The organism is Streptomyces sp. S3(2020) (genome assembly GCF_013044505.1).
Taxonomy (GTDB): Bacteria; Actinomycetota; Actinomycetes; order Streptomycetales; family Streptomycetaceae; genus Streptomyces.
The window spans coordinates 20,922-45,466 of record NZ_JABERD010000072.1 but is presented as its reverse complement, the minus strand read 5'-3'; the positions used below and the strand labels follow the sequence as shown (position 1 = coordinate 45,466).

19 protein-coding genes are annotated in these 24,545 nt (G+C 70.8%); 2 read left to right on the top strand and 17 right to left on the bottom strand.

Features of this window, described 5'->3' with window-relative positions; translation table 11 throughout:
* Window positions 1-76: 76 nt before the first annotated feature.
* Window positions 77-1,336 carry a DUF6777 domain-containing protein gene (locus HLK59_RS23260; RefSeq protein WP_346779806.1) on the bottom strand — a complete coding sequence of 420 codons (1,260 nt, stop codon included), beginning with the start codon at window positions 1,334-1,336 and terminating at the stop codon, window positions 77-79.
* A 91-nt stretch (window positions 1,337-1,427) separates the two neighbouring features.
* On the opposite strand from HLK59_RS23260, the gene HLK59_RS23255 reads away from it, so the two are divergent.
* The gene (locus HLK59_RS23255) at window positions 1,428-2,849 is read left to right on the top strand and encodes a lipase maturation factor family protein (RefSeq protein ID WP_171143437.1); all 1,422 of its coding nucleotides are present in this window, start codon (window positions 1,428-1,430) and stop codon (window positions 2,847-2,849) included.
* Here HLK59_RS23255 and HLK59_RS23250 read toward each other — a convergent pair.
* The 8 genes from HLK59_RS23250 to HLK59_RS23215 are packed head-to-tail and all read right to left on the bottom strand — an operon-like array spanning window position 2,837 to window position 10,630.
* The gene (locus HLK59_RS23250; RefSeq protein ID WP_171143436.1) at window positions 2,837-3,655 is read right to left on the bottom strand and encodes an amidohydrolase family protein; all 819 of its coding nucleotides are present in this window, start codon (window positions 3,653-3,655) and stop codon (window positions 2,837-2,839) included. The genes HLK59_RS23255 and HLK59_RS23250 overlap by 13 nt on opposite strands.
* The gene (locus HLK59_RS23245; RefSeq protein ID WP_171143435.1) at window positions 3,652-3,966 is read right to left on the bottom strand and encodes an L-rhamnose mutarotase; all 315 of its coding nucleotides are present in this window, start codon (window positions 3,964-3,966) and stop codon (window positions 3,652-3,654) included. The genes HLK59_RS23250 and HLK59_RS23245 overlap by 4 nt, the downstream gene beginning before the upstream one ends.
* Window positions 3,963-4,910: an aldo/keto reductase gene (locus HLK59_RS23240; RefSeq protein ID WP_171143434.1), complete on the bottom strand. Its 948-nt coding sequence runs from the start codon at window positions 4,908-4,910 to the stop codon at window positions 3,963-3,965. The genes HLK59_RS23245 and HLK59_RS23240 overlap by 4 nt, the downstream gene beginning before the upstream one ends.
* Entirely contained in the window at window positions 4,907-5,662 is a 756-nt protein-coding gene (locus HLK59_RS23235) for an SDR family oxidoreductase (protein WP_171143433.1), read from the bottom strand. The genes HLK59_RS23240 and HLK59_RS23235 overlap by 4 nt, the downstream gene beginning before the upstream one ends.
* The gene (locus HLK59_RS23230) at window positions 5,659-7,008 is read right to left on the bottom strand and encodes an L-fuconate dehydratase (protein ID WP_171143432.1); all 1,350 of its coding nucleotides are present in this window, start codon (window positions 7,006-7,008) and stop codon (window positions 5,659-5,661) included. Before HLK59_RS23230 ends, HLK59_RS23235 begins: the two co-directional genes overlap by 4 nt.
* A gap of 37 nt (window positions 7,009-7,045) precedes the next feature.
* On the bottom strand, window positions 7,046-8,071 hold the full coding sequence (locus HLK59_RS23225) for an ABC transporter permease (RefSeq protein ID WP_171143431.1): 1,026 nt from the start codon (window positions 8,069-8,071) through the stop codon (window positions 7,046-7,048).
* A complete protein-coding gene (locus tag HLK59_RS23220) occupies window positions 8,064-9,557 on the bottom strand; it encodes a sugar ABC transporter ATP-binding protein (RefSeq protein ID WP_171143430.1) in 1,494 nt (497 codons plus the stop codon). Before HLK59_RS23220 ends, HLK59_RS23225 begins: the two co-directional genes overlap by 8 nt.
* Complete coding sequence (locus HLK59_RS23215; protein ID WP_171143429.1) at window positions 9,554-10,630, bottom strand: sugar ABC transporter substrate-binding protein; 1,077 nt, start codon at window positions 10,628-10,630, stop codon at window positions 9,554-9,556. Before HLK59_RS23215 ends, HLK59_RS23220 begins: the two co-directional genes overlap by 4 nt.
* A 124-nt stretch (window positions 10,631-10,754) precedes the next feature.
* Here HLK59_RS23215 and HLK59_RS23210 point away from each other — a divergent pair, with 124 nt between their 5' ends.
* A complete protein-coding gene (locus tag HLK59_RS23210; RefSeq protein ID WP_171143428.1) occupies window positions 10,755-11,495 on the top strand; it encodes a FadR/GntR family transcriptional regulator in 741 nt (246 codons plus the stop codon).
* A gap of 7 nt (window positions 11,496-11,502) precedes the next feature.
* On the opposite strand, the gene HLK59_RS23205 is transcribed toward HLK59_RS23210, so the two are convergent.
* From HLK59_RS23205 to HLK59_RS23170, 8 genes are all read right to left on the bottom strand, one after another.
* On the bottom strand, window positions 11,503-14,394 hold the full coding sequence (locus HLK59_RS23205) for a penicillin-binding transpeptidase domain-containing protein (RefSeq protein WP_171143427.1): 2,892 nt from the start codon (window positions 14,392-14,394) through the stop codon (window positions 11,503-11,505).
* Complete coding sequence (locus HLK59_RS23200; RefSeq protein WP_171143426.1) at window positions 14,391-14,771, bottom strand: hypothetical protein; 381 nt, start codon at window positions 14,769-14,771, stop codon at window positions 14,391-14,393. Before HLK59_RS23200 ends, HLK59_RS23205 begins: the two co-directional genes overlap by 4 nt.
* A gap of 167 nt (window positions 14,772-14,938) precedes the next feature.
* Complete coding sequence (locus tag HLK59_RS23195) at window positions 14,939-17,947, bottom strand: glycoside hydrolase family 38 C-terminal domain-containing protein (RefSeq protein ID WP_171143425.1); 3,009 nt, start codon at window positions 17,945-17,947, stop codon at window positions 14,939-14,941.
* A gap of 30 nt (window positions 17,948-17,977) precedes the next feature.
* Window positions 17,978-20,002, bottom strand: coding sequence for an endo-beta-N-acetylglucosaminidase (locus tag HLK59_RS23190; RefSeq protein WP_171143424.1), 2,025 nt, complete (start codon window positions 20,000-20,002; stop codon window positions 17,978-17,980).
* Complete coding sequence (locus tag HLK59_RS23185) at window positions 19,999-21,255, bottom strand: glycosyl hydrolase (RefSeq protein ID WP_171143423.1); 1,257 nt, start codon at window positions 21,253-21,255, stop codon at window positions 19,999-20,001. The genes HLK59_RS23190 and HLK59_RS23185 overlap by 4 nt, the downstream gene beginning before the upstream one ends.
* A 38-nt stretch (window positions 21,256-21,293) precedes the next feature.
* The gene (locus tag HLK59_RS23180; protein WP_171143422.1) at window positions 21,294-22,145 is read right to left on the bottom strand and encodes a carbohydrate ABC transporter permease; all 852 of its coding nucleotides are present in this window, start codon (window positions 22,143-22,145) and stop codon (window positions 21,294-21,296) included.
* The gene (locus HLK59_RS23175) at window positions 22,142-23,032 is read right to left on the bottom strand and encodes a sugar ABC transporter permease (RefSeq protein ID WP_171143421.1); all 891 of its coding nucleotides are present in this window, start codon (window positions 23,030-23,032) and stop codon (window positions 22,142-22,144) included. The genes HLK59_RS23180 and HLK59_RS23175 overlap by 4 nt, the downstream gene beginning before the upstream one ends.
* A gap of 6 nt (window positions 23,033-23,038) precedes the next feature.
* Window positions 23,039-24,328 carry a sugar ABC transporter substrate-binding protein gene (locus HLK59_RS23170; RefSeq protein WP_171143420.1) on the bottom strand — a complete coding sequence of 430 codons (1,290 nt, stop codon included), beginning with the start codon at window positions 24,326-24,328 and terminating at the stop codon, window positions 23,039-23,041.
* Between the last annotated feature and the right edge of the window lie 217 nt (window positions 24,329-24,545).

Sequence of the window (24,545 nt, the reverse complement as noted above, 5' to 3'; positions counted from 1 at the left end):
GTGACAGGGCGCTCGCTCCCCGATCAACCATGGGGCCACCTTGCCAGGGTTTGTCCGATTCTTCGACTGGTGGACGTCAGCTTTCCCGTATGTCGGCAGGGCTGTCGAAGATGCTGTCGGTGGTCGTCGGCTCGTCGGGGCTGTCGGGGATCAGCCCGCCGCCGTCGGGTACGTCGGGGGTGTCCGGGACGGTCTCGGGGCCGATCTCCTCCTCCGTGACCGACGGGTCCTCGACCGTGGGTTCGCCGGTCGCGGTCGGGGGCGGTGCCGTGGCCGTGGCGGCGGGGCAGGCGGGGTCCTCGGCGGCGGGCGTGCCGGTGACGGGGGCGGTCGGGATGACGGGAGCGCCCGGGGTGACGGTGACGGTCGGGGTCACGCAGTCGGGGGCCGGGATGTCCGGCACGGAGCTCTCCTCGCTCGGGGCGGCGCTCTCACCGAAGGCCAGGCCTGCGCTCGGGTCCGTGCTCCGGCTCGGACTCTCGCCGGACGGGCTCGGTGGCGATGTCGGAGTCGATGTCGGCGCCACCGGCTCCGGACGCGGTACGACGTGGTCGTGCCGGGTGTCGCGCCCGCAGCGCCGCTCGATCCAGGTGTTGTCGACGATGTCGATGATCGTGAGGTGGGTGACCACCCGGGGCGCCGGGGCCACCACGACCACCTGGCCGTGCCGGTAGCCGGACCACGCCCGCCCGCTGGTGGCCGTGGAGCCGCTCGTCGTCCGCGCGGGTGTGAGCGGGTTGCCGCAGGCGCAGCGGACGCGCGGCACGCCCCGGGTGTCGACGAGGACGGCGGTGCCGCTCTGGAGGACGGACTGGTAGGTGGTGGTGCGCCCGTCCCGGTAGCCGTGGTTGGTGACACGGGTGTCGGCGCGCAGCACGACCGAGGTCAGGGAGCGCAGATACGAGGGGACCGAGTCCTGGGGGATGCCCTCGACCTGTGCGAAGGCCCGCCCCTTGGCCCGGTCCGCCGTGAGCCGGCCGATCTGCCGGTTCACGTCGCAACTGCCGGACCCGACGGTGCCGCCGTACAGGCCGGGCGTCCCGCCGGAGATCGACCGCACGCCCGGCTGTGCCGGTTGCTGCGTTCGGGTGACGGGCGAGGCTGTGGCCGTCGGGGTCGCCGTCGAGTCCGTGAAGGGGTCGGGACCCTGGGCCGCGACGGGCTGGAGAAAGAGTTCTCCGCTGGATTTCGTGTTCTCGTCGCCGGAGCCGACGCAGCCGACGACGATCAGTGCCGTCGAGAGCGTGCAGGCCGTGACGAAGGTTCCGGTGGATGGACGCACCGTGCTCTCCCGCCTCATGCCGGGCAGTTCGCCACCATTGTCTGCTTCACTCACTTGGGTTACGCAAGCGGAGGAGCGGTACACGGAGCGTGACATAGGGTTCCGGCACTCCGGAGCGGACAATGGCAGGGAGGAGCACCTGGCCGTGGATTGGTTCACCGCACCCGACTACTGGCTGAGCCGGCTGGTCTTCCAGCGGGCCCTGGCCGGCGTGTACCTCGTCGCGTTCCTGACGGCGGCCCTTCAGTTCCGGGCGCTGCTGGGCGCGCGCGGCATGCTGCCCATCCCCCGGTATGTCCGGCGGATCTCTTTCAGGGCGGCCCCGAGCCTGTTCCAACTGCACTACTCGGACCGCTTCTTCGCGGCCTGTGCCTGGTCGGGCTGCGCGGTCTCGGCGGCGCTGTTGGCGGGGCTGGACTCCCGGCTCCCTTTGTGGGGCGGCATGGTGCTGTGGCTGCTGCCGTGGGTGCTGTACCTGTCGATCGTCAATGTCGGTCAGACCTGGTACGGCTTCGGCTGGGAGTCCCTGCTCCTGGAGGTCGGGTTCCTCGCGGTGTTCCTCGGCAACGACGAGGTGGCCCCGCCGGTCCTGGTGCTGTTCCTGCTGCGCTGGATCCTGTTCCGGGTGGAGTTCGGCGCGGGGCTCATCAAGATGCGCGGCGACGCCTGCTGGCGGAAGCTGACCTGCCTCTGCTTCCACCACGAGACCCAGCCGATGCCGGGCCCGCTGAGCTGGTTCTTCCACCATCTCCCCCGCCCGCTGCACCGGGCCGAGGCGGCGGCCAACCATGTCACCCAACTCGTCGTCCCCGTACTGCTGTTCACCCCGCAGCCGATCGCCACGGCGGCCGCGTCCCTGATGATCGTCACCCAGCTGTGGCTGGTCCTGTCGGGCAACTTCTCCTGGCTGAACTGGCTCACGATCGTGCTCGCCGTCTCGGCGCTGGAGCTCCCGGGCACCCCGCGTTCCGCGCCTGCCGCCCCGCTCTGGTACGAGATCGTGGTCCTGGCCGTCGCCGCGCTGATCGCGTACCTCAGCTACCACCCGGTGACGAACATGATCTCCCGCCGCCAGATCATGAACCGCTCCTTCGACCCGCTCCATCTGGTCAACACCTACGGGGCGTTCGGCAGTGTGAGCCGGCTCCGGTACGAGGTGGTGGTCGAGGGCACGGCCGACGAGGTGCCGCGTGCGGACTCGGACTGGCGGGAGTACGAGTTCAAGGGCAAGCCCGGCGATCCCCGGCGCTGGCCGCGTCAGTTCGCGCCGTACCACCTGCGTCTGGACTGGCTGATGTGGTTCGCCGCGCTGTCCCCGTCCTACGCCGGTCCCTGGTTCGGCACCTTCGTGGAACGGCTCCTGGAGAACGACCGCGACACCCTCAGGCTGCTGCGCCGCTCCCCCTTCCCGCCCGACGCCCCGCCCCGTTACATCCGCGCCCGCCTCTTCCGCTACCGGTACACGAGCCTGCGCGAGCTCCGGGAGACGGGGGCGTGCTGGGAGCGGACGTACGTACGGGAGTATCTGCCGCCGACCAAGCTGGCGGAGGTGGCTCAGAGGTCGTAGACGCGGGTGGCGGTCGTCTCGAAGACCCGGGTATCGGGGCCCACCAACGCGCGTGCGGTGTCGAGCACTTCGCCGTACGTCGCCGCCAGGCCGCACACCGGCCAGTCCGAGCCGAACATCAGGCGGTCCGGGCCGAAGGCGTCCAGGGCTACGTCGGCGTACGGGCGCAGGTCGTCGATCGTCCAGGTGGCGGGGTCGGCCTCGGTGACCAAGCCGGAGAGTTTGCCGACCGTGTTGGGGTGCGCGGCGAGGGCGCGGAGGTCGGCGGCCCAGGGTTCGAGGGCGCCGGAGGCGATGGGGGGCTTGCCCAAGTGGTCGAGGACGAAGGTGAGTTGGGGAAGGGCTTCGGCAGCCTTGACGCAAGCGGGCAGTTGGTGGGGCAGGACGAGGAGGTCGTAGACGAGGCCCGCCTCGGCCACCGCGGCGAGACCTCGCCGTACGTCCGCCCGCAGCAGCCAGTGCGGGTCGGGTTCGCCCTGGACCTGGTGGCGGATGCCCTTGAGGTGCCGGCCGCCGGGGAGTTCGCGGAGGCGGGCCAGTTCGTCGGCGACGTCGGGGCGGGTGAGGTCGGTCCAGCCGACGACGCCCGCGATGAGGTCATGGGTGTCCGCGAGTTCCAGGAACTCCGGGGTCTCCTCGGCGACGGTGATCGTCTGGACGAGCACCGTCCGGTCCACTCCCGCGGCTGCCGCCTCGGGCGCGAGGTCCGCGACGGTGAAGTCCCGCCGGATCGGGCTGTCCTCGGCGATCCAGTCCTGGTCGCGTACCGCGAGGTCCCAGAGGTGGTGGTGCGCGTCGACGGTCACGGCAGCTCCCACACGACGGGCAGGCCGGCGGCCGCGCCCTCGTCGGAGTAGTCGTGCACGACGTCGAGGAGTTCGGCCATGCGGGCCTGCCAGGCGACGTTGACCGGCAGTTTCTCCAGTTCGGCGAGGAGCCGGCCGTAGTCCTCGCACTCCAGGACGTGGAAGAGGTCGGTGCCGCTGCGCCAGATGGTCCAGGAGGTGGCGCCGGCGGCGCTGATGGCGTCGGTGAGTTCCTTCGGGACCTCGCGGTGGGCCGCGTCGTACTCGGTGACGCGGTCGGCGCGGACCTTGGTGTGCAGGGCGACTCTCATGAGGGCTCCTCGGCCGGGAGGAATCCGGTGTCCCTCAGCTCCTGCCAGAACTCCGGTGGCACCGCCGTCTCGAACTGGTCGGCGCAGTCGTGGACTTCGGCGGCGGAGCGGGCGCCGACCAGGACGCCGGTCACCGCCGGGTGGGCCGCGCAGAAGGCCAGGGCGGCGGCCCGCAGGGTGGTGCCGTGGCGCTCGGCGACGGACTTCAGACGCAGGGCCCGGTCCAGCAACTCGGGCGGTGCGCTGCTGTAGTCGTACGTCGCGCCGGGGCGCGGGTCGGCCAGCAGACCGGAGTTGAAGGCGCCGCCGACGACGACGGACGTGCCGCGTGCCACGGCCGCGGGCAGCAGGTCGGTCAGCGCGCTCTGGTCCAGCAAGGTGTAGCGGCCCGCGCAGAGCACCACGTCCACATCGGTGTCGCGCACGAAGCGGGTGAGCATCTCCGTCTGGTTCATGCCGGCGCCGATCGCCCCGACCACGCCCTCCGAGCGGAGCTTCTCCAGGGCCGGGTAGCCCTCCCGGAAGGCCGCTTCGGCGTGGTCGTCCGGGTCGTGGAGGTAGACGATGTCGACACGGTCGACGCCGAGCCGTTCCAGGCTCGCGTCCAGGGTGCGGCGTACGCCGTCCGCGGTGAAGTCCCAGACCCGGTGGTGCGTGGCGGGGACCGCGAAGCCGTTCGCGAGGTCGTCACCGCCGCCGGTCCGTGGTTCCAGGCGGCGACCGACCTTCGTCGAGAGGGTGTACTCCTCGCGCGGGTGCTCGCGCAGGGCCGCGCCGAGGCGGCGTTCGGAGAGGCCGATGCCGTAGTGGGGTGCCGTGTCGTAGGAGCGGATGCCGCGCTGCCAGGCCGCGGACACGGTCTCGTACGCCTGCTCGTCGGTGACCTCGGTGAAGAGGTTGCCGATCGCGGCGGCCCCGAGGCCGAGGCCGCTCGGGGGCCTCACCGGCCCGCCGGGCGCAGTCGCAGTCCCTGCATTCCGCCGTCGACCGCGAGGGAGGTGCCGGTGGTGGCGCCGGACAGCGGGCTCGCCAGGTAGGCGATGGCGCCGGCGACCTCGTCCGCCGAGACCAGGCGGCCGGTGGGCTGGCGGGCCTCCAGGGCGGCGCGTTCGGCGGCGGGGTCGGGGGCCTTGCCGAGGAGGCGGCCGATCCAGGGGGTGTCGGCGGTGCCGGGGTTGACGCAGTTGACGCGGATGCCCTCGCGGACGTGGTCGGCGGCCATCGCGAGGGTGAGGGAGTACACGGCGCCCTTGGTCGCGCTGTAGAGGGCGCGTTGCGGGAGGCCCGCGGTGGCGGCGATGGAGCAGGTGTTGACGATGGCCGCGTGCGAGGAGCGGCGCAGATGGGGCAGGGCGGCACGGGCGGCGCGGACCATGCCGACGACATTGACGTCCAGGACGCGGTGCCATTCGGCGTCGTCGTTGTCCTCGACGGTGCCCTGGGCGCCGATACCCGCGTTGTTGACCAGGACGTCGAGGCCGCCGAGTTCCGCGACGGCGGCGGCGACCGCTTCGCGCACCGAGGTGTCGTCCGTGACGTCGGCCTTGAAGGGGAGCAGCGGCTTCCGCACCGACGAGGGGTCCAGGTCCAGGACGGCGACGCGGGCGCCGCGTGCGGCGAGGAGTTCGGCCGTTGAGCGGCCGATCCCGGAGGCGCCGCCGGTCACCAGGGCCTTGAGACCCTCGAAGTCGTTCATGCGGCCTGTCCCTTCTTCTCGGAGCGGTCCGCCGCCCAGAAGGCGCCGTCCGGGAATGTGTACCGCGCGATCGACTCGGTTCTCATGGCGGCCGAGAAGCCCGGTGCGGTGGGTGTCGTGTAGTGACCTTCCCTGATCACCACCGGGTCGAGGAAGTGGTCGTGCAGATGGTCGACGTACTCGATGACCCGGTCCTCGGTGGTGCCGGTGACGGCAACGTAGTCGAACATCGACAGGTGCTGGACGAGTTCGCACAGGCCGACGCCGCCCGCGTGCGGGCAGACCGGGACGCCGAACTTGGCGGCGAGGAGCAGGATCGCGAGGTTCTCGTGGACTCCGCCGACGCGGGCCGCGTCGATCTGGACGACGTCGAGGGCGCCGGCCTGGAGGAGCTGTTTGAAGACGACCCGGTTCTGGACGTGTTCGCCGGTGGCGACCTTGACCGGGGCGACGGCCCGGCGGATCGCCGCGTGGCCGAGGATGTCGTCGGGGCTGGTGGGCTCCTCGATCCAGTAGGGGTCGAACTCGGCGAGGGCCTCGGTCCAGCGGATCGCGTCGGCGACGTCCCAGCGCTGGTTGGCGTCGATGGCGATGCGGATGTCGGGGCCGACGACCCGGCGGGCGACGCGGCAGCGCCGGATGTCGTCGTCGAGGTCCGCGCCGACCTTCAGCTTGATCTGCCGGAAGCCGTCGGCGACGGCCTGGGTGGCGAGCCGGGTGAGTTTCTCGTCGCTGTAGCCGAGCCAGCCGGGGGAAGTGGTGTAGGCGGGATAGCCGCGCTCCAGCAGTTCGGCCGTGCGTTCCTCGGCGCCCTCCCGGCCCTTGCGGAGGATCTCCAGGGCCTCTTCGGGGGTGAGGGCGTCGGTGAGGTAGCGGAAGTCGATCTGGGCGACCAGCCACTCGGGGTCGGCGTCGGCGAGCAGCCGCCACAGCGGCTTGTCGGCGCGCTTGGCGGCCAGGTCCCACACGGCGTTCATGACGGCGCCGATCGCCATGTGCATCACGCCCTTCTCGGGGCCGAGCCAGCGCAGCTGGCTGTCGCCGATCAGGTCGCGGTTGAGGGTCCCCGGGTCGGCGCACAGTTCGTCGACGGACCGGCCGACCACGTGGTGCCTGAGCGCGTGGATGGCGGCGACCTGGACCTCGTTGCCCCGACCGATGGTGAAGCTGAAGCCGTGTCCCTCGTGTCCGTCGGTCCCGTCGGTGCGCAGGACGACGTACGCCGCCGAGTAGTCGGGGTCCGGGTTCATCGCGTCGGAGCCGTCGAGCTCGCGCGAGGTGGGGAAACGGATGTCGTAGGTGTCGAGCGCAGTGATACGAGCAGGGGGGCCGGGGGTCGGTGACACTGAGGGCCTCTCGGTCGGGGTCGTGGTGGCGGGCGGGTCAGTCCTGGGCGCGGCCGGTCGTCACCCGGGCGATGATCAGGGCGAGCAGGATGATTCCGCCGTAGATGGCCTGGATCCAGAAGGACGGGACCTGGGCCAGGGTGAGCAGGTTCTGGACGACGCCGAGGAGGAGTACGCCGGTCAGGGCGCCGAACATGGTGCCCTTGCCGCCGTCGAGGCTGATGCCGCCGATCACGGCGGCCGCGAAGACGGTGAAGATCATGTTGTTGCCCTGGTTGGCGCTGATCGCGCCCACGTACCCGGTCTGCATGATCCCGCCGACCGCGGCCAGGGTGCCCGCGACCACGAACACACCGAGCATCACGCGTTCGACGCGGATACCGGCGGCGCGGGCCGCGTCCGCGTTGCCGCCGATGGCGTACAGGGCGCGGCCGACGCGGTGGTACTTCAGGACGAGTCCGGCGACCGCGAAGGCGACGGCCGCGACCCACACGGACATCGGGACGGACAGGAAGGTGGTGGTCGCCAGCGAGTAGAAGCTGTCGGGCATCCCGAACAGCGTCTTGCCCTTGGTCGCGCCGACCAGCAGTCCGCGCAGCACGATCAGCATCGCGAGCGTCACGATGAACGCGTTGAGCTTGAACTTGACGACGAGGACGCCGTTGAAGGCGCCGACGGCGGCGCCCACCAGGAGAACCGCGAACAGGGCTAGTGCGGCGGGGAGTTCGGTGCCCCAGCCGGACTGGGCGGCCGGCAGCACCAGCAGCGCGCCCACGGCGGGCGCGATACCGACGACGGACTCCAGGGACAGGTCGAACTTGCCGGTGATCAGCACCAGTGACTCGGCCAGCACGACCATCGCGAGCGCGGCGGAGGCGCCGAGGATCGAGATCAGGTTGCGTTCGGTGAGGAACGAGTCGTTGACGATCGTGCCCAGCACCATGAGCACCAGCAGGGCGGGTACGAGGGCCAGTTCGCGGGCGCGGCGGAGCAGGACCGTACGGGCCGAGCGCGCCTCGGGTACGCGCGGCAGCTTCACCGGCGGCGCCTGGGTGTCAGCCATGGTGGTCCACTCCTTCGATGGAGGCGATCAGCTCGTGGTCGCGCCAGCCCGCCGGGTGTTCGGCGACCACGCGGCCGTGGAAGAGGACGAGGACGCGGTCGCAGCGCCGCAGGTCGTCGAGTTCGTCGGAGACGACGAGTACGGCCGTCCCGTCCTCCCTGGCGGTGTCCACGCGGGCCAGCAGGGATTCCTTGGACTTCACGTCGACGCCCGCGGTGGGGTTGATGAGCACCAGCAGGCGGGGGTCGGAGGCGAGCGCGCGGGCCATGACGACCTTCTGCGCGTTGCCGCCGGAGAGGTCGGAGACGGGCTGGTCGGGGCCCTCGGTGTGGATGTCGAGCCGTTCGATCAGCTCGGTGGCGAAGGCGCGCTTGCGGCCGCCGGCGACGAAGCCGAAGCGGCCGAGCCGGTCGAGGACGGTCATGGTGGCGTTGTCGCCGATGGTCATGCCGAACACCAGGCCCTGGCCGTGCCGGTCGCGCGGGACGCAGCCGACGCCGGCTTCCAGGGACTTGTGCACGTCCCCGAACGGCAGCTGTTCACCGTCGAGTCGGGCGGTGCCGCCGGTGGGCCGGTGCAGTCCCGTGAACGATTCGGCGAGCTCGATCTTGCCGCTGCCGCTGATGCCGGCGAGCCCGACGACCTCGCCGCGGCGCACGGTCAGGTCGACGTCCTGGTAGGCGTCCGAGGTGAGGCCGCGGGCCTCCAGGACGACGGGGGCGGTCCTGTCCACGTCCCTGATGCCGGTGGCCTGTTCGGCGATGGTCTCCCCGGCCATGGCCTCGACGAGGGCCGCGCGGGGCATGTCGGCCACGGGGGCCGTGGTGATCCAGCGGGCGTCCCGCAGGACGGTGACGGTCTGGCAGACCTCGTAGACCTCCTGGAGATGGTGGGAGATGAAGAGGAAGGTGACGCCGTTCTCCTGGAGGGCCCGCATCCGGGCGAAGAGCCGCTCGATCTCCCGGTTGTCGAGCTGGGCGGTCGGTTCGTCGAGGACGATGAAGCGGGCGCCGAAGCTCAACGCCCGGGCGATCTCCACCATTTGGCGGTCCTCGACCTTGAGGTCGGCGGTACGGGCCTCCGGGTCGACGTGCACGTCCCAGGTGCCGAGGAGTGCGGCGGCCTCCTCTCTGAGGCGGCGCCAGCTGATGAAACGGCCGGTGAGGGGCTGCCGGTTGATGAACAGGTTCTCGGCGACGGTGAGTTCGGGGACGACGGTGGGCTTCTGGTAGACGCAGGCGACCTTGCGGCGCCAGGCGTCCCGGTCGGCGAGCGCGGGTGCGGGCTCGCCGTCGAAGCGGACCTCGCCCTCGTCGGGCGCCTGGAGGCCGGTGAGCACGGTGACCAGGGTCGACTTGCCGGCGCCGTTGCGGCCGACGAGGGCGTGCGACTCGCCGGGCAGGACGGTGAGCCTGCCGTCGGCGAGGGCGGTGGTGGGTCCGTAGCGCTTGACGATGCCGTGCGCTTCAACGAGTGCCGTGGTCATTTGACGGTGTTGCCCCACAGTTCGGGGTCGTCGACGTTCTCCTTGGTGACCAGGGGGGCGGGCAGCTGGTCCTCCAGGATGCCGCTGGGCAGCTTGACGATGGTGGAGTCGTGGTCCGTCGGGCCGGGCTCGAACGTCTTCCCCTGCATCGCCGCCTTGATGTAGTACATGCCGTACTTGGCGTACAGGTCGGCGGGCTGGGAGACGGTGGCGTCGATCTGGCCCTTGCGGATGGCGTCGTACTCCTGCGGGATGCCGTCGTTGGAGACGATCGTGATGTGGCCGGACTGTCCCGCCGTCTTCAGCATGCCCTTGGACTTCAGGGTCTGGAGCGTCGGCGCGAGGTAGACGCCGCCGGCCTGCATGTAGATGCCCTTGATGTCGGGGTTGGCGTTGAGGAGGGTGTCCAGCTTGGAGGCCGCGGTGTCGGACTCCCACTTGGCGGGGATCTCCAGCACCTTCAGCTCGGGGAAGTTCTTCTTCACACAGGCGCGGAACGCCTCCGAGCGGTCCCGGCCGTTGACCGAGGCGAGGTCGCCCATGATCTGCACGACCTTGCCGGAGGGGATCTGCTTGCCGAGGTACTCGCAGGCCTTCTCGCCGTAGGCCACGTTGTTGGCGCGGACGACCATGGCGACCTTGCCCTTGTCGGGCGCGACGTCGACGGCGACCACGGGGACGCCCTTGCGTTCGGCCTGGTCGAGGCCGGCCTCGATGGCCGCGCTGTCCAGCGGGGCGACGACCAGGCCCTCGACGCCCTGGTTGAGCTGGTTGTTGATGTCGGTGATCTGCTGCGAGGGGTCGCTGTTGGAGTTGACGGTCTTGAGCGCGTCCACGCCCTCGGACTTCGCCATCTTCGGGACGTAGTCGTTGTACGACTGCCAGAACGGCGAGGTGAGCAGGGGCAGGATCACCCCGACCTTGCCGGTGCCGTCCCCTCCCCCGCCGTCGGCCGAGCCGGCGCTGTCCTTGGTGCTCCCGCACGCGCCGAGCACGAGCGAGGCGACGGCGGCCGCCGCCACCGTGCCGACCATCCTGGATCTGTTCCGCTTTCGCACTGTCCTGCCGGGCATCTGACGGCTCCTCGTTGAGCGGGTTCGAGCAGATGACCGCATACTTATCAGACCACTCTGCCGAAAGAACACCCTCTGACGGCGAATTTCCCGGAGTTTGGGCCGTAGTGGTAGGACCACATCCATGGCTAGACTTCCGCCACCTGGTGAGTGGAGGAATGGCGTGGACGACGAGACGGCCCCCCAGAAGGGCACCGTGACACAGCGCGCCATCGACCGGATCAAGGCGATGATCGGCGAGGGACGCCTGGAGCCGGGGCAGCGGCTGCCGACCGAACGTGACCTGGCGGTCCAGCTCGGCATCTCCCGCAGCTCGATGCGCGAGGCGATCCGCGCGCTGACCGTGCTCGGCGTGCTGGAGGCCAGGCACGGCTCCGGCATCTACGTCACCCAGCTGGAGGCCGGCGATCTGCTGGAGACCTTCGGTGTGGTCGCCGATCTCTCCCGGGGCCCGCGCCTGGTGGAGCTGCTGGAGGTGCGGCGCATCCTGGAGTCCACGGCGACGGCCATGGCGGCGGCCCGGATCACGCCGGACCAGCTGGCCGAGGTGGAGAAGCACCTGACCGCGATGAACCTCACGGACGACCCTGAGGAGATCCTCGCCCACGACCTCGACTTCCACCGCGAGATCGTCGCCGCCGCGGGCAACGACACCATGGCCGCCATCCTGGACGGCCTGTCCTCCCGCACCTTCCGCGCCCGGGTCTGGCGCGGTTACCAGGAGGAGGGCGCGTTCACGCGGACACGGCGGGAGCATGCCGCGATCCATCGGGCGTTGGTGGCGCGTGATCCGGAGGCGGCTCGGGCGGCGGCGGCTGCGCATGTGGGGGAGGTGGAGCAGTGGCTCAGGATGCAGTTGGGGTAGCCGGGGGCTACTTGTCGAGCAGCGCCTGCATCACGCGCTTCGCGATGGAGGCGGACGGCCCGCCACCGGTGTCCGTGCTGTCGGCGTCCTCCGCGGAGACCACCACGGCGACAGCCGCCGTGGCAGGTGATCCGGGCTCCGGGCAGGCGTAGGAGATGAACCAGGACAACGGGCTCTGGAGGTTCGCGGTGCCCTTCTGAGCGGTGCCGGGCTTGCCGCCCACCTCGACGCCCTCGATCGCGGCCCCGGTGCCGGTGCCGCTCTCGACGACCGACCGCATCATCTTCCGCAGTTTGTCGGCGTTCCCCTTCGAGAGCGGCCGGCTCAACGCCCCGGAGCCGTTGTCGCCGTCCACCACCAGGTGGGGCTTCATCAGGGTGCCGTCGTTCCCGACGGCCGCCGCGACCATCGCCATCTGGAGCGGGGTGGCGGCGGTCTCGTACTGGCCGATCGCGCTGAGGGCCTCCTGGGTCGCCTGCGCGCCGTCGGGGTACACCGATTCCTCTGCCGGGACCGGGACTTCCAGTGCGGCGTCGAAGCCGAACTTCTCCGCCTGCGCCCGCATGTCCGCTCTGCCGAGGTCCGTGGCGATCTTGGCGAAGACCGTGTTGCAGGACTGGCTCAGCGCCTCTCGGAGAGACGCGCCCTCGCACAGTGAGTCGACCGGGTCCGTCAGTTTGGTCGTGGTTCCCGGGAACATCCAGGGTGAGGGGGTGTTCGTCTTCTCGTCGACGGAGTCGTACAGACCGTTCTCCAGCGCCGCGGCGGCGGTGACCACCTTGAACGTGGACCCCGGTGGGAAGGTCTGCCGCAGCGCACGGTTCACGAGCGGGTGGTCGGCGTCCTTCCGCACCTTGTCCCAGGCCTTGCGGTCGGCCGCCGTACTCCCGGCGAAGGTCCCCGGGTCGTACGAGGGTGTCGACACCAGGGCCAGGATGGCACCGGTGCGCGGATCGAGGGCGACGACCGCACCCTGCCGGTCCCCCAGGCCGTCGAAGGCGGCCTTCTGAGCCGCCGCGTCGATGGTGGTGGCGACGTCTCCGCCCGCTTTCTCGCTGGAGCGGGTCGCGGTGAGGACGTCGTCCTCGGCCTGTTCGAGGAGCGAGGTGCCGGAGCCCTGCGAGGCGTACCCCGTGACGGCCGCGTACAGCTCGCCGTCCGTGTAGGTCCGCACATAGCGCTGCTCGCCGCCGGTGTCCTCGGATCCCGTGATGCGCCTGCCCTCGACCAGGATGTCGCCCCGGGGCCGGTCGTACCGTCCGACGGGCCCGTCCGCGGGCTGCCCCAGCAGGGACGCCGCGACGACCGCGCCCACGGTCGAGAGGGCGGCGCCGCCGTGGAGCAGGCCGCCTCTTCGGGACAGCCGCGGGAGCCGGGTCCGCCCGGTGCGCGCGGTCAGGGCGACCGCCGTCAGATACAGGACGGTGCAGACCGCGAGGGCGATGAAGGGGCCGGTGGCCGTCTGGCCGGGGACGACGGCGATGCGGATGCCCAGGGCCAGGACGGCGCCCACGGACAGGGCGGCGACGAGGGCGTGGGCGGCGAGGAGCGCACGTGGGCCGCGAGGATGCGACGGCTCTGTCGCCCCCAGAGTGACGACGGGAAGGGGCTCCTCCGCGACGGCCTGCGCCGAGACCGTCAGCGCGCACTCCCCCGTCGCGGCACGCACGACCAGGCGGCCCTCGTGCACGCCGGGGGTCTCGGCGAGCGCCGAGAACACCAGCCCTCGCGCACCGGGCCGCACCCGCAGCCACGCGCTCTCCGAGACGACCTTCGTGGTCGCGCGCACCACCGGAGGCCCCGACACCGGCACGTCGATCTCCGGCCCCGGCCGCCCCGCGACGATCACGCCGAGATCCCAGTGCGTGTCCGTGATCCGCGGCCCCGCCGCCGTGAGAGCCTGCCGCGCCGGCTCCCGCACGATCGCACTCGTGTCGCGGGCGAGTTGGTCCAGCTCGCCCAGGGCATACAGCGCCTGAGGGACGTCCGGGCCTTCCAACAGGGTCCGCATCTCGGCGACCCTCCGAAGCCGTCGTTCCTCGGCCCGGACATCGACGCCCATGGGCACGGTCACCGGGTCCCGGCTCCGCGCCGCCCGGGCGATGGTGAGGTCGCCGTACGCGCCGAACATCCACAGCTGCGGGTTCTGGTGCGGGGTGACCGCGCGGACCCGTCCGCCGATGTACTGGGCCAGCTCGGCCAGGCCGACGACCCCGTCGCCGCCCAGGTCGGCGTCGCCGGTCCGCAGCCCTTCGACCAGCGCACCGGTGAACAGGGACGGCCCCGGTTCGCCCTCGGCGCGTCCGGCGCCCATGGTCGAGCCGGCGAGCGCGCTCGGCACCACGAGGCTGCCCTCGAAGGCGTACTCCACCGCACTGGACGCGGTGAGCACGGCGCGTCCCCGCTCGCCGCCCGCCTGCTCCAGCGCGCTGAAGCTGTCCTTGACGTGCACCTCGGGGTCGGCGCGGCTGAACAGGCCCCGCTCGAACGCCCCGGCGTAGCAGCAGTCCAGCATCACGGCGGCCCGTCCGGCCCGGCTGCGCATCATCAGCCGGCTGACGTAATCGGCCGGAACCGCCGTCGACTCCAGACGGGTTCGCACGGTGTCCGCGGCGGCGAGGAAGAGCTTGCCGCCTTCGTCCTTCAGCCCGTGGCAGGCGAAGTGCAGCAGGAGCGTGTCCGTGACCGCGCAGTCGGCGAAGAAGTCCTCGACACCTCTGCGCAGTTCGTGCGCGCCGGGGTCGTCGAGCACCTCGACCGTGAAGCCGCCGATCGCCGGGTCGCCGAGCACCCGGGCCAGCTCGGTCGCGTCGCGCAGCGGTGCCCGCAGGGCGTGCAGGCTCGGGTCCCTGTAGGAGCTCGTGGCCACCAGCAGCGCGTGGCGTCGGCGCTCTCTCACGACCGGTCTGCCGTCACCGCCGCGAGCCACTCGTCGGCCAGCCGGCGCTGATCCGCGCCGTCGACACCGGTGAGCTCCAGCCGGTGACCGTCGATCTCCAGCACGACCGTCCGGGAGCCGGTGCGGGCCATCCAGTCACGGACGATCCCGAGGGCTCCCTCCAGCAGGGGTGCCGACGGTTGCAGGACGACCAGGAGCGCGCCCAGCGTCTCCGCGAACCCGGACCGGCTGTTCGGCGGAGCCGCGCCGGACGTCGGCGGCCCGACCCGGTCGACGTCGAGCGCCAGCAGGTCCTCCCGCAGCGCCTCCAGTCGCCAGGGCTGCGAGGCTGCCGTCTCCTCGTGTCCGAGAGCGACGATGCTCAACTCCGTGGACATGAGCCCTCCCCCGTGCGGGCCCCTCAGCAGGCGGGACGGGGCCTCGGCGTGTCCAGTGTGGCAGCCGGGCCGCCCTCCAGCGACCCGGTTCTGACATCCCATCAGCCACACGAGACATCAACTGCTCCTGTGCACACGCCTGTTGCCTCCCGTCACACCTCCAACCGTCAGGCGCGGCGCAACCGCAGCGTCACCAGCTCGAACGGCCGCAGCCGCAACGACACCCGGTCTCCCGCACGCCGCACGGTCTGAGCCAGCGGCCGCTCCAGCAGATCCGTGGCCGTGACGTCGGCGACCTCGAAGCCCGCCGTGAGCGTCGCCCTGACCCGCCCCCCGTGCGCCTCGTGCAGCCGCACCACGACGTCACCGCTTCCGTCGTCGGCCAGCTTCACCGCCGTGACCACGACCGCGTCGTGGTCGACCGTCACCAGCGGCGCGACCTCGCCGGCCCCGGTCGTCCGCCGTTGCGGCAGGTTGATCCGCCAGCCCTCCCGGACCGCGTCCCCGATGGACGCCCCGGGGATCAGCGCGTGCCGGAAGCGGTGGACGCCCTGGTCGGTCTCGGGGTCGGGGAAGCGGGGGGCGCGGAGCAGGGAGACACGGACGGTCGTCGTCGTGCCGCGGTCGCCGTCGGTACGGACCGTGCGGGTCACGTCGTGGCCGTAGGTCGAGTCGTTGGTGAGGGCGACGCCCCAGCCCGGTTCCTCCAGGTGGACGAAGCGGTGGTTGCAGGCCTCGAACTTGGCCGCCTCCCAGCTGGTGTTGGTGTGAGTGGGGCGGTGGAAGTGTCCGAACTGGGTCTCGGAGGCGTAGCGTTCGGCGTGCACGTCCAGGGGGAAGGCCAGCTTCAGGAACTTCTCCGTCTCGTGCCAGTCGACCTCGGTGTCGAGCAGCAGCCCACGCTGCCCGGGCGCGAGCGACAGCACCTGGGTGACACGGGACGAGCCGAAGGACCGTACGATCCGGACGCCCTCGCCCTCGGGAGCGATCTCCTCCACCTCGATCAGGTCCGTCACCGTGTTGCGGTAGAACTCGTCGACGTCCCACGCGTCCCACATGTTCGGGAAGTCCGGGTGGAGTTGGAGGAGGTTGGCCGCGGTGCCCGGGGCGATGGTCTCGCGGTCCGCCTCGATGTCGTGGGCGGAGACGACGAGGCCCTGGGCGTCGATCTCGATCCGCAGCAGGCCGTTGTCCAGGACGAAGCCGCCCGAGGGGCGCGGGGTGAGGTGAGTGCGGCCCTCGGCTGCGGGAGTGCCCGCGCCGCCCGCGGGGACGCCGTCGCGGGTGTGGGGTGCCGAGTTGAAGACCAGCTCCCGCACCCCCTCTCCGGCCAGGGCGTGTTGGGCGGCCTCGATGATCGCGGTCAGTTCCCCGGCGATCCGCTCGTACGTCTTCCGTGCCTCGCGGTGCACCCAGGCGATGGACGATCCCGGCAGGATGTCGTGGAACTGGTGGAGCAGCACCGTCTTCCAGATACGGTCCAACTCCTCGTACGGGTAGGGGAATCCGGTGCGCACGGCCGCTGTCGCCGCCCACAGCTCCGCCTCGCGCAGGAGGTGTTCGCTGCGCCGGTTGCCCTGCTTGGTCTTCGCCTGGCTGGTGAGGGTGGCGCGGTGGAGTTCGAGGTAGAGCTCGCCGACCCAGACGGGCGCGTCGGGGTACTCGGCCTCGGCCTTCTCGAAGAACTCCGCCGGGGTCTCCCAGACCACGGTCGCCGAGCCCTCCAGGTCGCGGAGCCGGGCCGCCTTGGCGACCATCTCGCGTGTCGTGCCGCCGCCTCCGTCACCCCAGCCGGTCGGGGCGAGGGAGTGCCTCGCCACCCCCTTGTCCTTGAAGTTGCGGGCCGCGTGGGCGATCTCGCTGCCCTTCATGGAGCAGTTGTAGGTGTCGACGGGCGGGAAGTGCGTGAAGATGCGGGTGCCGTCGATGCCCTCCCAACGGAAGGTGTGGTGCGGGAACTTGTTCGTCTGCGACCAGGAGATCTTCTGTGTCAGCAGCCACTTGGCGCCCGCGGCCTTGATGATCTGCGGGAGTCCGGCGGCGAAGCCGAAGGTGTCCGGCAGCCATGCCTCGTCGTTCTCGATGCCGAACTCGTCGAGGAAGAACCGCTTGCCGTGCACGAACTGACGGGCCATCGCCTCCGAGCCCGGCATGTTGGTGTCCGACTCCACCCACATGCCGCCGGCCGGCACGAACCGTCCGTCCGCCACCGCCTTCTTCACCCGCGCCCACACCTCGGGCCGGTGCTCCTTCACCCAGGCCCACTGCTGGGCCTGGGACATGGCGAAGACGAACTCCGGCTCGTCCTCCAGAAGGGCGGTCATGTTGGAGGTCGTCCGGGCCACCTTCCGTACCGTCTCCCGCAGCGGCCACAGCCACGCCGAGTCGATGTGGGCATGGCCGACGGCGCTGATGCGGTGGGCGGAGGGCACGGCGGGTTCGGACAGCACCGTCTCCAGACGTACCCGTGCCTGCGCGGCGGTGCCGTTCACGTCCTGGAGGTCGATCGCGTCCAGTGCCCTCTCCAGCGCCCGCACGATCTCGAAGCGGCGTGCGGAGTCCATGGGCAGCTCGTGCATCAGCTCGCCGAGCACCTCCAGGTCGAGGACGAGCTGCCACACCGTCTCGTCGAAGACGGCGAGGTCCATACGGGTGAGCGTGTACTGGGGTTCGCTGCCCGCCGTCTCCTTGTCGCCCAACTGCGTGGGCAGGAAGGGGTGGTAGTCGAGGATGACGGGGTTGGAGGCGGCCTCGATGTGCAGCCGCACCTCCTCGCCGCCCTCGACGGGCGCACCGATCCTGACCCACTGGTTGCGCGGGTTGAGGCCCTTCACCGGGGTGCCGTCGGGCCGGTACACCAGGCCCTCGCACTGGAAGCCGGGCATGTTCTCGTCGAAGCCGAGGTCGAGGAGGGCCTCGACGGTCCGGCCGGCCCATGCCTCGGGGACGGTCCCGGTGACCCGGAACCAGCTGGTCCCCCAGGGAGCACCCCAGCGTGCGCCGACCTCGATCGGCTCGGGCCCGGCAGCCAGCCCCTCGGCCGCCGGGACGGGCTCGCCGGGGGCGTGCCACACCGCCACTTCCAGCGGCACGGACTCGGGATGGACGGCGGGGCGGATGCGCTCGTCGAGGACGCGCTGGAGACGGGCCTCGACCAGACGGCGGTCGTCATGCATGCGGGGTGCTCCCAGGCTGAGGGGGGATGGTTACCAGGTGTGGGTGAGGGTGGCCGGAGCCGACGAGGTGTACAGCTCCCCCACGGAACGCAGTTCGAACCGTGCCGCCCGCTCGCCCTGTTCGGGCTGGAGGCCGCCGAGGAAGTACGCCTTCTGGCAGGTGCCGCCGAGGAAGCGCCGGGTGCCGTCGGGCAGGAGGCGGTGCAGGGTGTGGTGGCGGACGTCGCCGGGGGCGGGGTCCCAGGCCAGACGCAGGTCGCCGCCGGACGCGGCGGTCACCCGGAACCCGGTCGGCGGCACGGGGGTATCCACGACGTCCCGGACCGCGACCCCGCCCAGCCGCCATGTCACGGGGCCGCCGGTCGCGGTGAGGCGGACTCCGAGCGCGTGGACGGGACCGGTCAGACCGGAGAGTCGTACGGTCGACGTCCGCCAGCCGTCGCCCGAGTCCACCGGGAGATACGTGTACGACGCCGAATCCCCCGTCGCCACCGCCAACTCGACGTCCACCGCACCCGCGTCGGTCCGGTGCGTCAGCTCGACCACCGTGTCGGCACCGACCGGCAGCCGGGTCGCGTACACGTCCAGCACGGTCGGAGCGTCCAGTTCACCGTCGACCAGCACGCTGCTCCCTCCGCGCCACGCGTCCGCGAAGTCGAAGCCGACAGCCGGCCGCCGTCCCTCGGTCCGCACCACCCAGCGACGCGACGGCAGCCGGTCCTGGAGGCCGAGGTGGTTCCAGGGCACGTCGGACGTGACCGTGCCCTCCTCGTACCATCGCAGCCCGTGCCCGGTGTTGAACACGCTCGCGAACGGAACCGACGTCACCGTCGACCGGTCGGCGACGGACACGGCGGGCGCTCGCCAGGTGTCCGTGCCGTCGGGCCGGGACGGGTCCAGCGAACGGCCGGTCCAGAAGCGGTCGTCGGCCGCGTGGAAGTCCTTCGGTGTGCGTGTCGCGGGCAGGTGGTTGCGGGTCCACTCGGGCCGGTACAGGCCGATCGAGGTCACGTGTGCCCGGTCGGAGGGCACGATGGCGTCCCAGCTCTCGGAGGTGTTCCAGCCGTTCGCCTCCACGTCGACGCCGGCCCACAACTCGTAGCGGCTGCGGCCGAGTTGCTGGGCCTGCTGCCCCGAGGACGCCAGAGTGGCCGACGTCCAGCGGAAGTCCACGAACATGTCGTCGGCGGTCTCGAAGAAGGCCTGGTTACGGCTGTTCAGCGCGCCCTGCCAGCTCACCGCCCCGTTCACGGTCATCGAGTCGTACCAGGTGACCCGCTGCCCCCGGGCCGCCGCCAGCGACTTCAACTCCCGCAGGAATCCCAGCATGGCCGCACCGAGCGCGCTGTTCCCTCCCCCGGTCTCCGCGTTGACGAACCACCCGTCGAAGCCGTACGCCTCGGCCACCGCGACGAGTCGGGCGGCGAGCGGGTAGCGGCCGGCCGCGTCCTGCTGGACCAGGTCGCGGGTCCACTGGAGCTGACCGCCGTACGCGACCGGGGGCAGGAAGATGTTGCCGAGGACGGGCACGCCGTGCCGGTGGGCGGCGTCCACGATCGGCGCGTTGGGCGCGAGGATCAGTCCCTCGCCCGAGGAGCCTCCCCAGAAGACGAGTTCGTCGACGTACGCCCAGTGTCCGAAGGCGTAGTAGTCCGCCGTCGCCGCGCCCTGCGAGGGGTTGCCCGCGGTCGGTCCGAAGGAGACGAGGGACTGGACGCGGGCCTGGCCGGAACGGGCCGTCGCGTTCACCGGGGTGGGGGTGAAACGGGCGGCGAGGGGGACGGATGCCGCGTTGAAGGCGAGGTCGGTGTCGTCGGCGGCGCTCCACGTCTTGAGGCTGCGCCAGGTGATGCCGGTGCCGGGGGTGCCGGCGGGCAGGGAGTCCGGGTACCAGTAGGAGGCGTACGGCTGGAGGGCGGCCGCCGCCTTCGAGGTCGCCGCCTTCGAGGTCGCTGTCTTCGTGGACGGTGCCTTCGTGGCTGCCGCGGCGGGCTGCGCGGGCAGCAGGGCGGCCGTGGCTCCGGCGAGCAGGACGGTGCGTCTGGTGGGGTTCACGAGCGGGTGCCTCCTTGTGGGGTGGGGAGTACCTGGTCGGACGTGACGACTTCGGTGATGCCGCGCGCGGTGAGGTGGTCACCGTCCGCGGCGCGCGTGTCGAGGACGGTGGTGGGCCGGGCGCCGTCGGCGACGAGCCGGAAGAAGGCCTCGTAGACGGGCCCGCCGGGTGCGCACTGCGAGCGCCTGGACGGGTGGGCGGGGACGACGAGTGCCGTGGTGCGGGGTCGCGGGGCGTAGGTGTGTTCGCCGGCCGCCTTCGCCAGCACCTCGGCGATGTCCTTGGGGCGGCGGTCGTTGGTGAGCAGGCCGAGCCCGTACTCGAGCGCGGGGAAGTCGGCGAGGTCCCGCGACACGTCGTGCGAGCACCACCAGGTGATGCCCCACAGGTCGGGGCAGTCCAGGGCGTTCACCACCGTCGCCGCGGTGAAGGCGGCGGCGTGCTCGGGCGGGATCAGGGGCGCGGGCGCGCCGACCTCCTGGAGCCAGACGGGGCGGTGCGGGTCGTCGGCCCACGCCTTGCTCAGCTCGATCAGGTACGCGGCGTGGTGCTCGGTCGGCACGGAGGTGCGGCCGTGCCGCTGGGCGGTGCCGTTGAAGACCCAGGAGTGCACGGCCGTGACACCGCCGAGGCGGGCGGCCTGCGCCGGGGTGAACGGCTGGTCGTCCTGGTACCAGGTCGCGTCGTACTCGGCGTGCAGATGCAGTCTCCCCGGCGCCCCCTCCTCGCAGGCGGCGAGCAGTCGGGTGAGCCAGGCGTCGATCTGCTCGGAGGTGGCCCGGTCGGGGTCCGGATGGGGGCCCGCCGAGAACTGGTTGACCTCGTTGCCCAGCGTCATGCCGATGAAGTTGGGCCGGTCGGCCAGTGCCGCGGCGAGCGTGCGCAGATAGGCCGCCTGGCCCTCGACGACCTCCGGGTCGGTGAAGAGGTTGCGCCGGTGCCAGGTCCGCGTCCAGGCCGGCAGGAAGTCGAAGCTGCTCAAGTGGCCTTGCAGACCGTCCACGTTGACGTCGAGTCCGCGTTCGGCGGCGGCGTCGGCCAGCCGCACGAGATCGGCGACGGCCCGCTCCCGGATCAGGGTGCGGTTGGGCTGGAAGTACGGCCACAGCGGGAAGACCCGGATGTGGTCCAGGCCCAGCGCGGCGATCGAGTCGAGGTCGGCGCGGACGGAGTCGAGGTCGAAGTCGAGCCAGTGGTGGAACCACCCTTCGCTGGGGGTGTAGTTGACGCCGAAGCGCACGGCAGCAGGCATGTGGTGGTCCTTGGACTCGGTGGGGAGGACAGCCCTGTTCAGCCCTTGACCGCGCCCTCGCCGACCCCGCGGAAGAAGTACCGCTGGAGACAGGCGAAGAGGGCGATCAGCGGTGCCACGGCGATGACGGTGCCCGCGGCGACGAGGCGTTCGTCGTTGGCGAAGGTGCCGTGCAGATAGTTGAGGCCGATGGTGAGCGTGAATTTGGACGGGTCGCTCAGCACGATGAGCGGCCACAGGAATTCGTCCCAGGCGCCCATGAAGGCGAAGATCGCGACGACCGCGAGGGTGCCCTTCACCGACGGCACGGCGATGCGCAGGAACCGCTGCCAGACGTTGGCGCCGTCGACGTAGGCCGCTTCCTCGATCTCGTAGGGCAGGTTGAGGAAGGCGTTGCGCATCAGCAGGACGTTCATCGCGCCGATACAGCCCGGCAGGACCACGCCGATCAGGGTGTTGTTGAGGCCGAGCTCCCGCATGGTGGTGAACTGGGCGATGATGATGCCCTCCACGGGCACGAGCATCGCCAGGATGAAGGCCAGGGTGGCGGCGCGTCGGCCTCGGTAGCGCAGCCTGGCCAGCGCGTAGCCGGCGAGGGCCGAGCCGACGCAGTTGGCGACCACGTTGGCGGTGGCGACCTTCAGCGAGTTCCACGCGTAGTCCCACACGGGGATGGTGTCGGCGACCCGTTCGTAGTTGTGGACGGTCGCGTGTTCCGGGAGGAACGTCGGCGGGGAGCTGTAGATGTCCTCGGTGGGGCCCTTCAGCGAGGTCGACAGCTGCCAGAGGAACGGGCCGACGGTCAGGGCGAGTACGGCGAGCAACAGCACGTACCGCAGGGCGAGTTCCCACGTCCGTACGCGCCGGCCGTGTTCGTCGGTGACGTTCACGCCTCGTCCCTCCGATCGGCTCGCAGCACCAGCAGCATCAGCGCGACGGTGACCACGAAGACGACCACCGAGATGGCGGAGGCATAGCCGACCCGGCCGGTCAGTCCGGTTCCGGTGCGCTGTACGAGCATCACCAGCGTGGTGTCCTCACCGGCGGGTCCCCCGCTCGGGCCTGCCATCAGATAGACCTCGGAGAAGACCTTGAACGCGGCGACCGAGGAGAGCGCCCCCACCAGCACCATCGTCGAACGGACGGCGGGCACGGTCACGGTGAGGAACCGGCGCACCGCGCCCGCCCCGTCCACCGCCGCCGCCTCGTGGAGTTCGCGCGGCACGTTCGCCAGCGCCGCCAGATAGATGATCATGTAGTAGCCGAGGCCCTTCCAGACCGTGACGGTCATGGCGCTCAGCAGGAGCAGCCACTGGTCACTGAGGAACCCGACCCGGCCGACCCCGACCGTCTCCAACAGGGCGTTGACCAGGCCGCGTTCGTCGAGCAGCCACACCCAGATGAGTCCGACCACGACGATCGAGGCGACGACCGGGGTGTAGAAGGCGGAACGGAAGAAGGTGATGCCGGGGATGTTCTTCTGCACGAGCAGCGCGAGCAGCAGCGGCAGGATCACCAGCGCGGGGACGACGCCGAGCACGTAGAGCGTGCTGTTGCGCAGCCCGATCCAGAACATGTCGTCGTGGAGCAGCTCACGGAAGTTGGCGAGTCCCACGAACTCGCCCGGTACGAGCGTGCGTCGGTCGGTGAAGGCGTTGACCAGTGTCGACACGAACGGGTAGAGGATGAACGCGCCGATGATCAGCAGTCCGGGTGCGGCGAACAGCCATGGGCTTGCGGGCAGTTGGCGCCGCACCCGGGAGACGGTGGATGCCATCGTGCGCTATCCCTGCTGCTGGAGCAGTGTGTCGCAGGCCTTGACAGCGTTGTCGAGGGCTTCCTTCGGGCTCTCCTTGCCCTGGAGCGCCTTGGCGACCTCGTTGCGCAGCGCCGTCTTCATCTGCTCGCTGAACAGCACCGGTGTGTAGTTGACGGCGGTCTTCAGCGACTTGGCGGCGGCGATCCGCACCCGTGTCTCGTCGGTGCCGTCCTCTTGGGTGAAGTACGGGTCGTCGAGCGAGCCGGCGGTGCTGGGGAAGATGGCGACCTTCTTGGCGAAGGACATCTGGTGCGCGGCGTCGGTGACGTAGTGCGCGAAGGCGACCGCGGCGGGCTTCTTCTTGGTCTGCGCGTTGACCATCACGCCCATCACGTACATGTTGACGTGGCCGGTGCTGGTGATCTGGTCGGTGATGCCGATGTTCTTGTACAGGTTCGGCGCCTGCTTCTTGAAGTTGCCGAGGTCGAGGGCGCTGCCGGGGTTCATGGCGACGGCCCCGGTGAGGAACTTCTTGCCGGAGGACTCGGGGGTGGCGGTCAGCGCCTGTGGGTCGAGGGCCTTCGCGTCGTACAACTCCTTGTACTTGGTAAGGAGTTCGACGCCCTTCGCGTCGTTGAAGGCGAAGGCGGTGCCCTCCTTGTTCATGAGTTCGACGCCGTAGCGGCCGAAGTCCTCGACGGTGGGCACGTTGGCGAGGGTGGCGACCTTGCCGTCGGTCTTGTCGGCCAGTGCGAGGGCGTCGGCGAAGAGGTCGTCGTACGTCTTGGGCGGCTGGTCGGCGTCGAGGCCCGCGTCCTTGAACAGGGCCTTGTTGTAGAAGAGCGGCCCGGTGTTGAGGTACCAGGGGAAGGCGTAGGTGCCGGTCATGCCCGGTATCCGGTGGCTGGCCCAGGCCCCCTCCAGATACTCCTCCTGGTACTTCGACGCGGCCTTGTCCAGGTCGAGGGCCAGGCCGGCCTTCGCGAGCGGGGCGACGAGGTCCGGGGAGACGTTGACGACGTCGGGCAGGGTGCCGCCGGCGGCGTCGGCGCTGATCTTGTCGGCGTATCCCTCGGCGGGCTGGTCGATCCACTTCACCTCGGTGCCGGGGTACTCCTTCTCGAAGTCGGCGATCAGTCCCTCGAAGTAGTCCTTGAAATTGGCCCTGAGGTTCCAGGTCTGGAAGGTGATGTCGCCCTCGACCTTGCCGGAGGCGTCGGTCGAGGAGTTGCCGTCGCTCCCCGAGCCGCAGGCGCTCAGCGGCAGGACGAGACAGACGGCGGCGGCGACGAGGGCTCTGCGGGATACGGGCACGGCGGAACGGCCTCCTTGTGCAGCGGGGTTGGTGCAGCGGAGTTGGCCAACGACGGAGACCTTGCACGCCGGTTCGCAGGCCCGTCAATGGAGCCGGACGAGCTAATTTCTTTAGTTACTAATGCGCATTAGAAATTTCCAGCTGAACCGCATTAGTCTGCCGTCACTGAACCGCATTAGTGCATACTGGCCGGAAATCCACCACAGGAATGGGGAA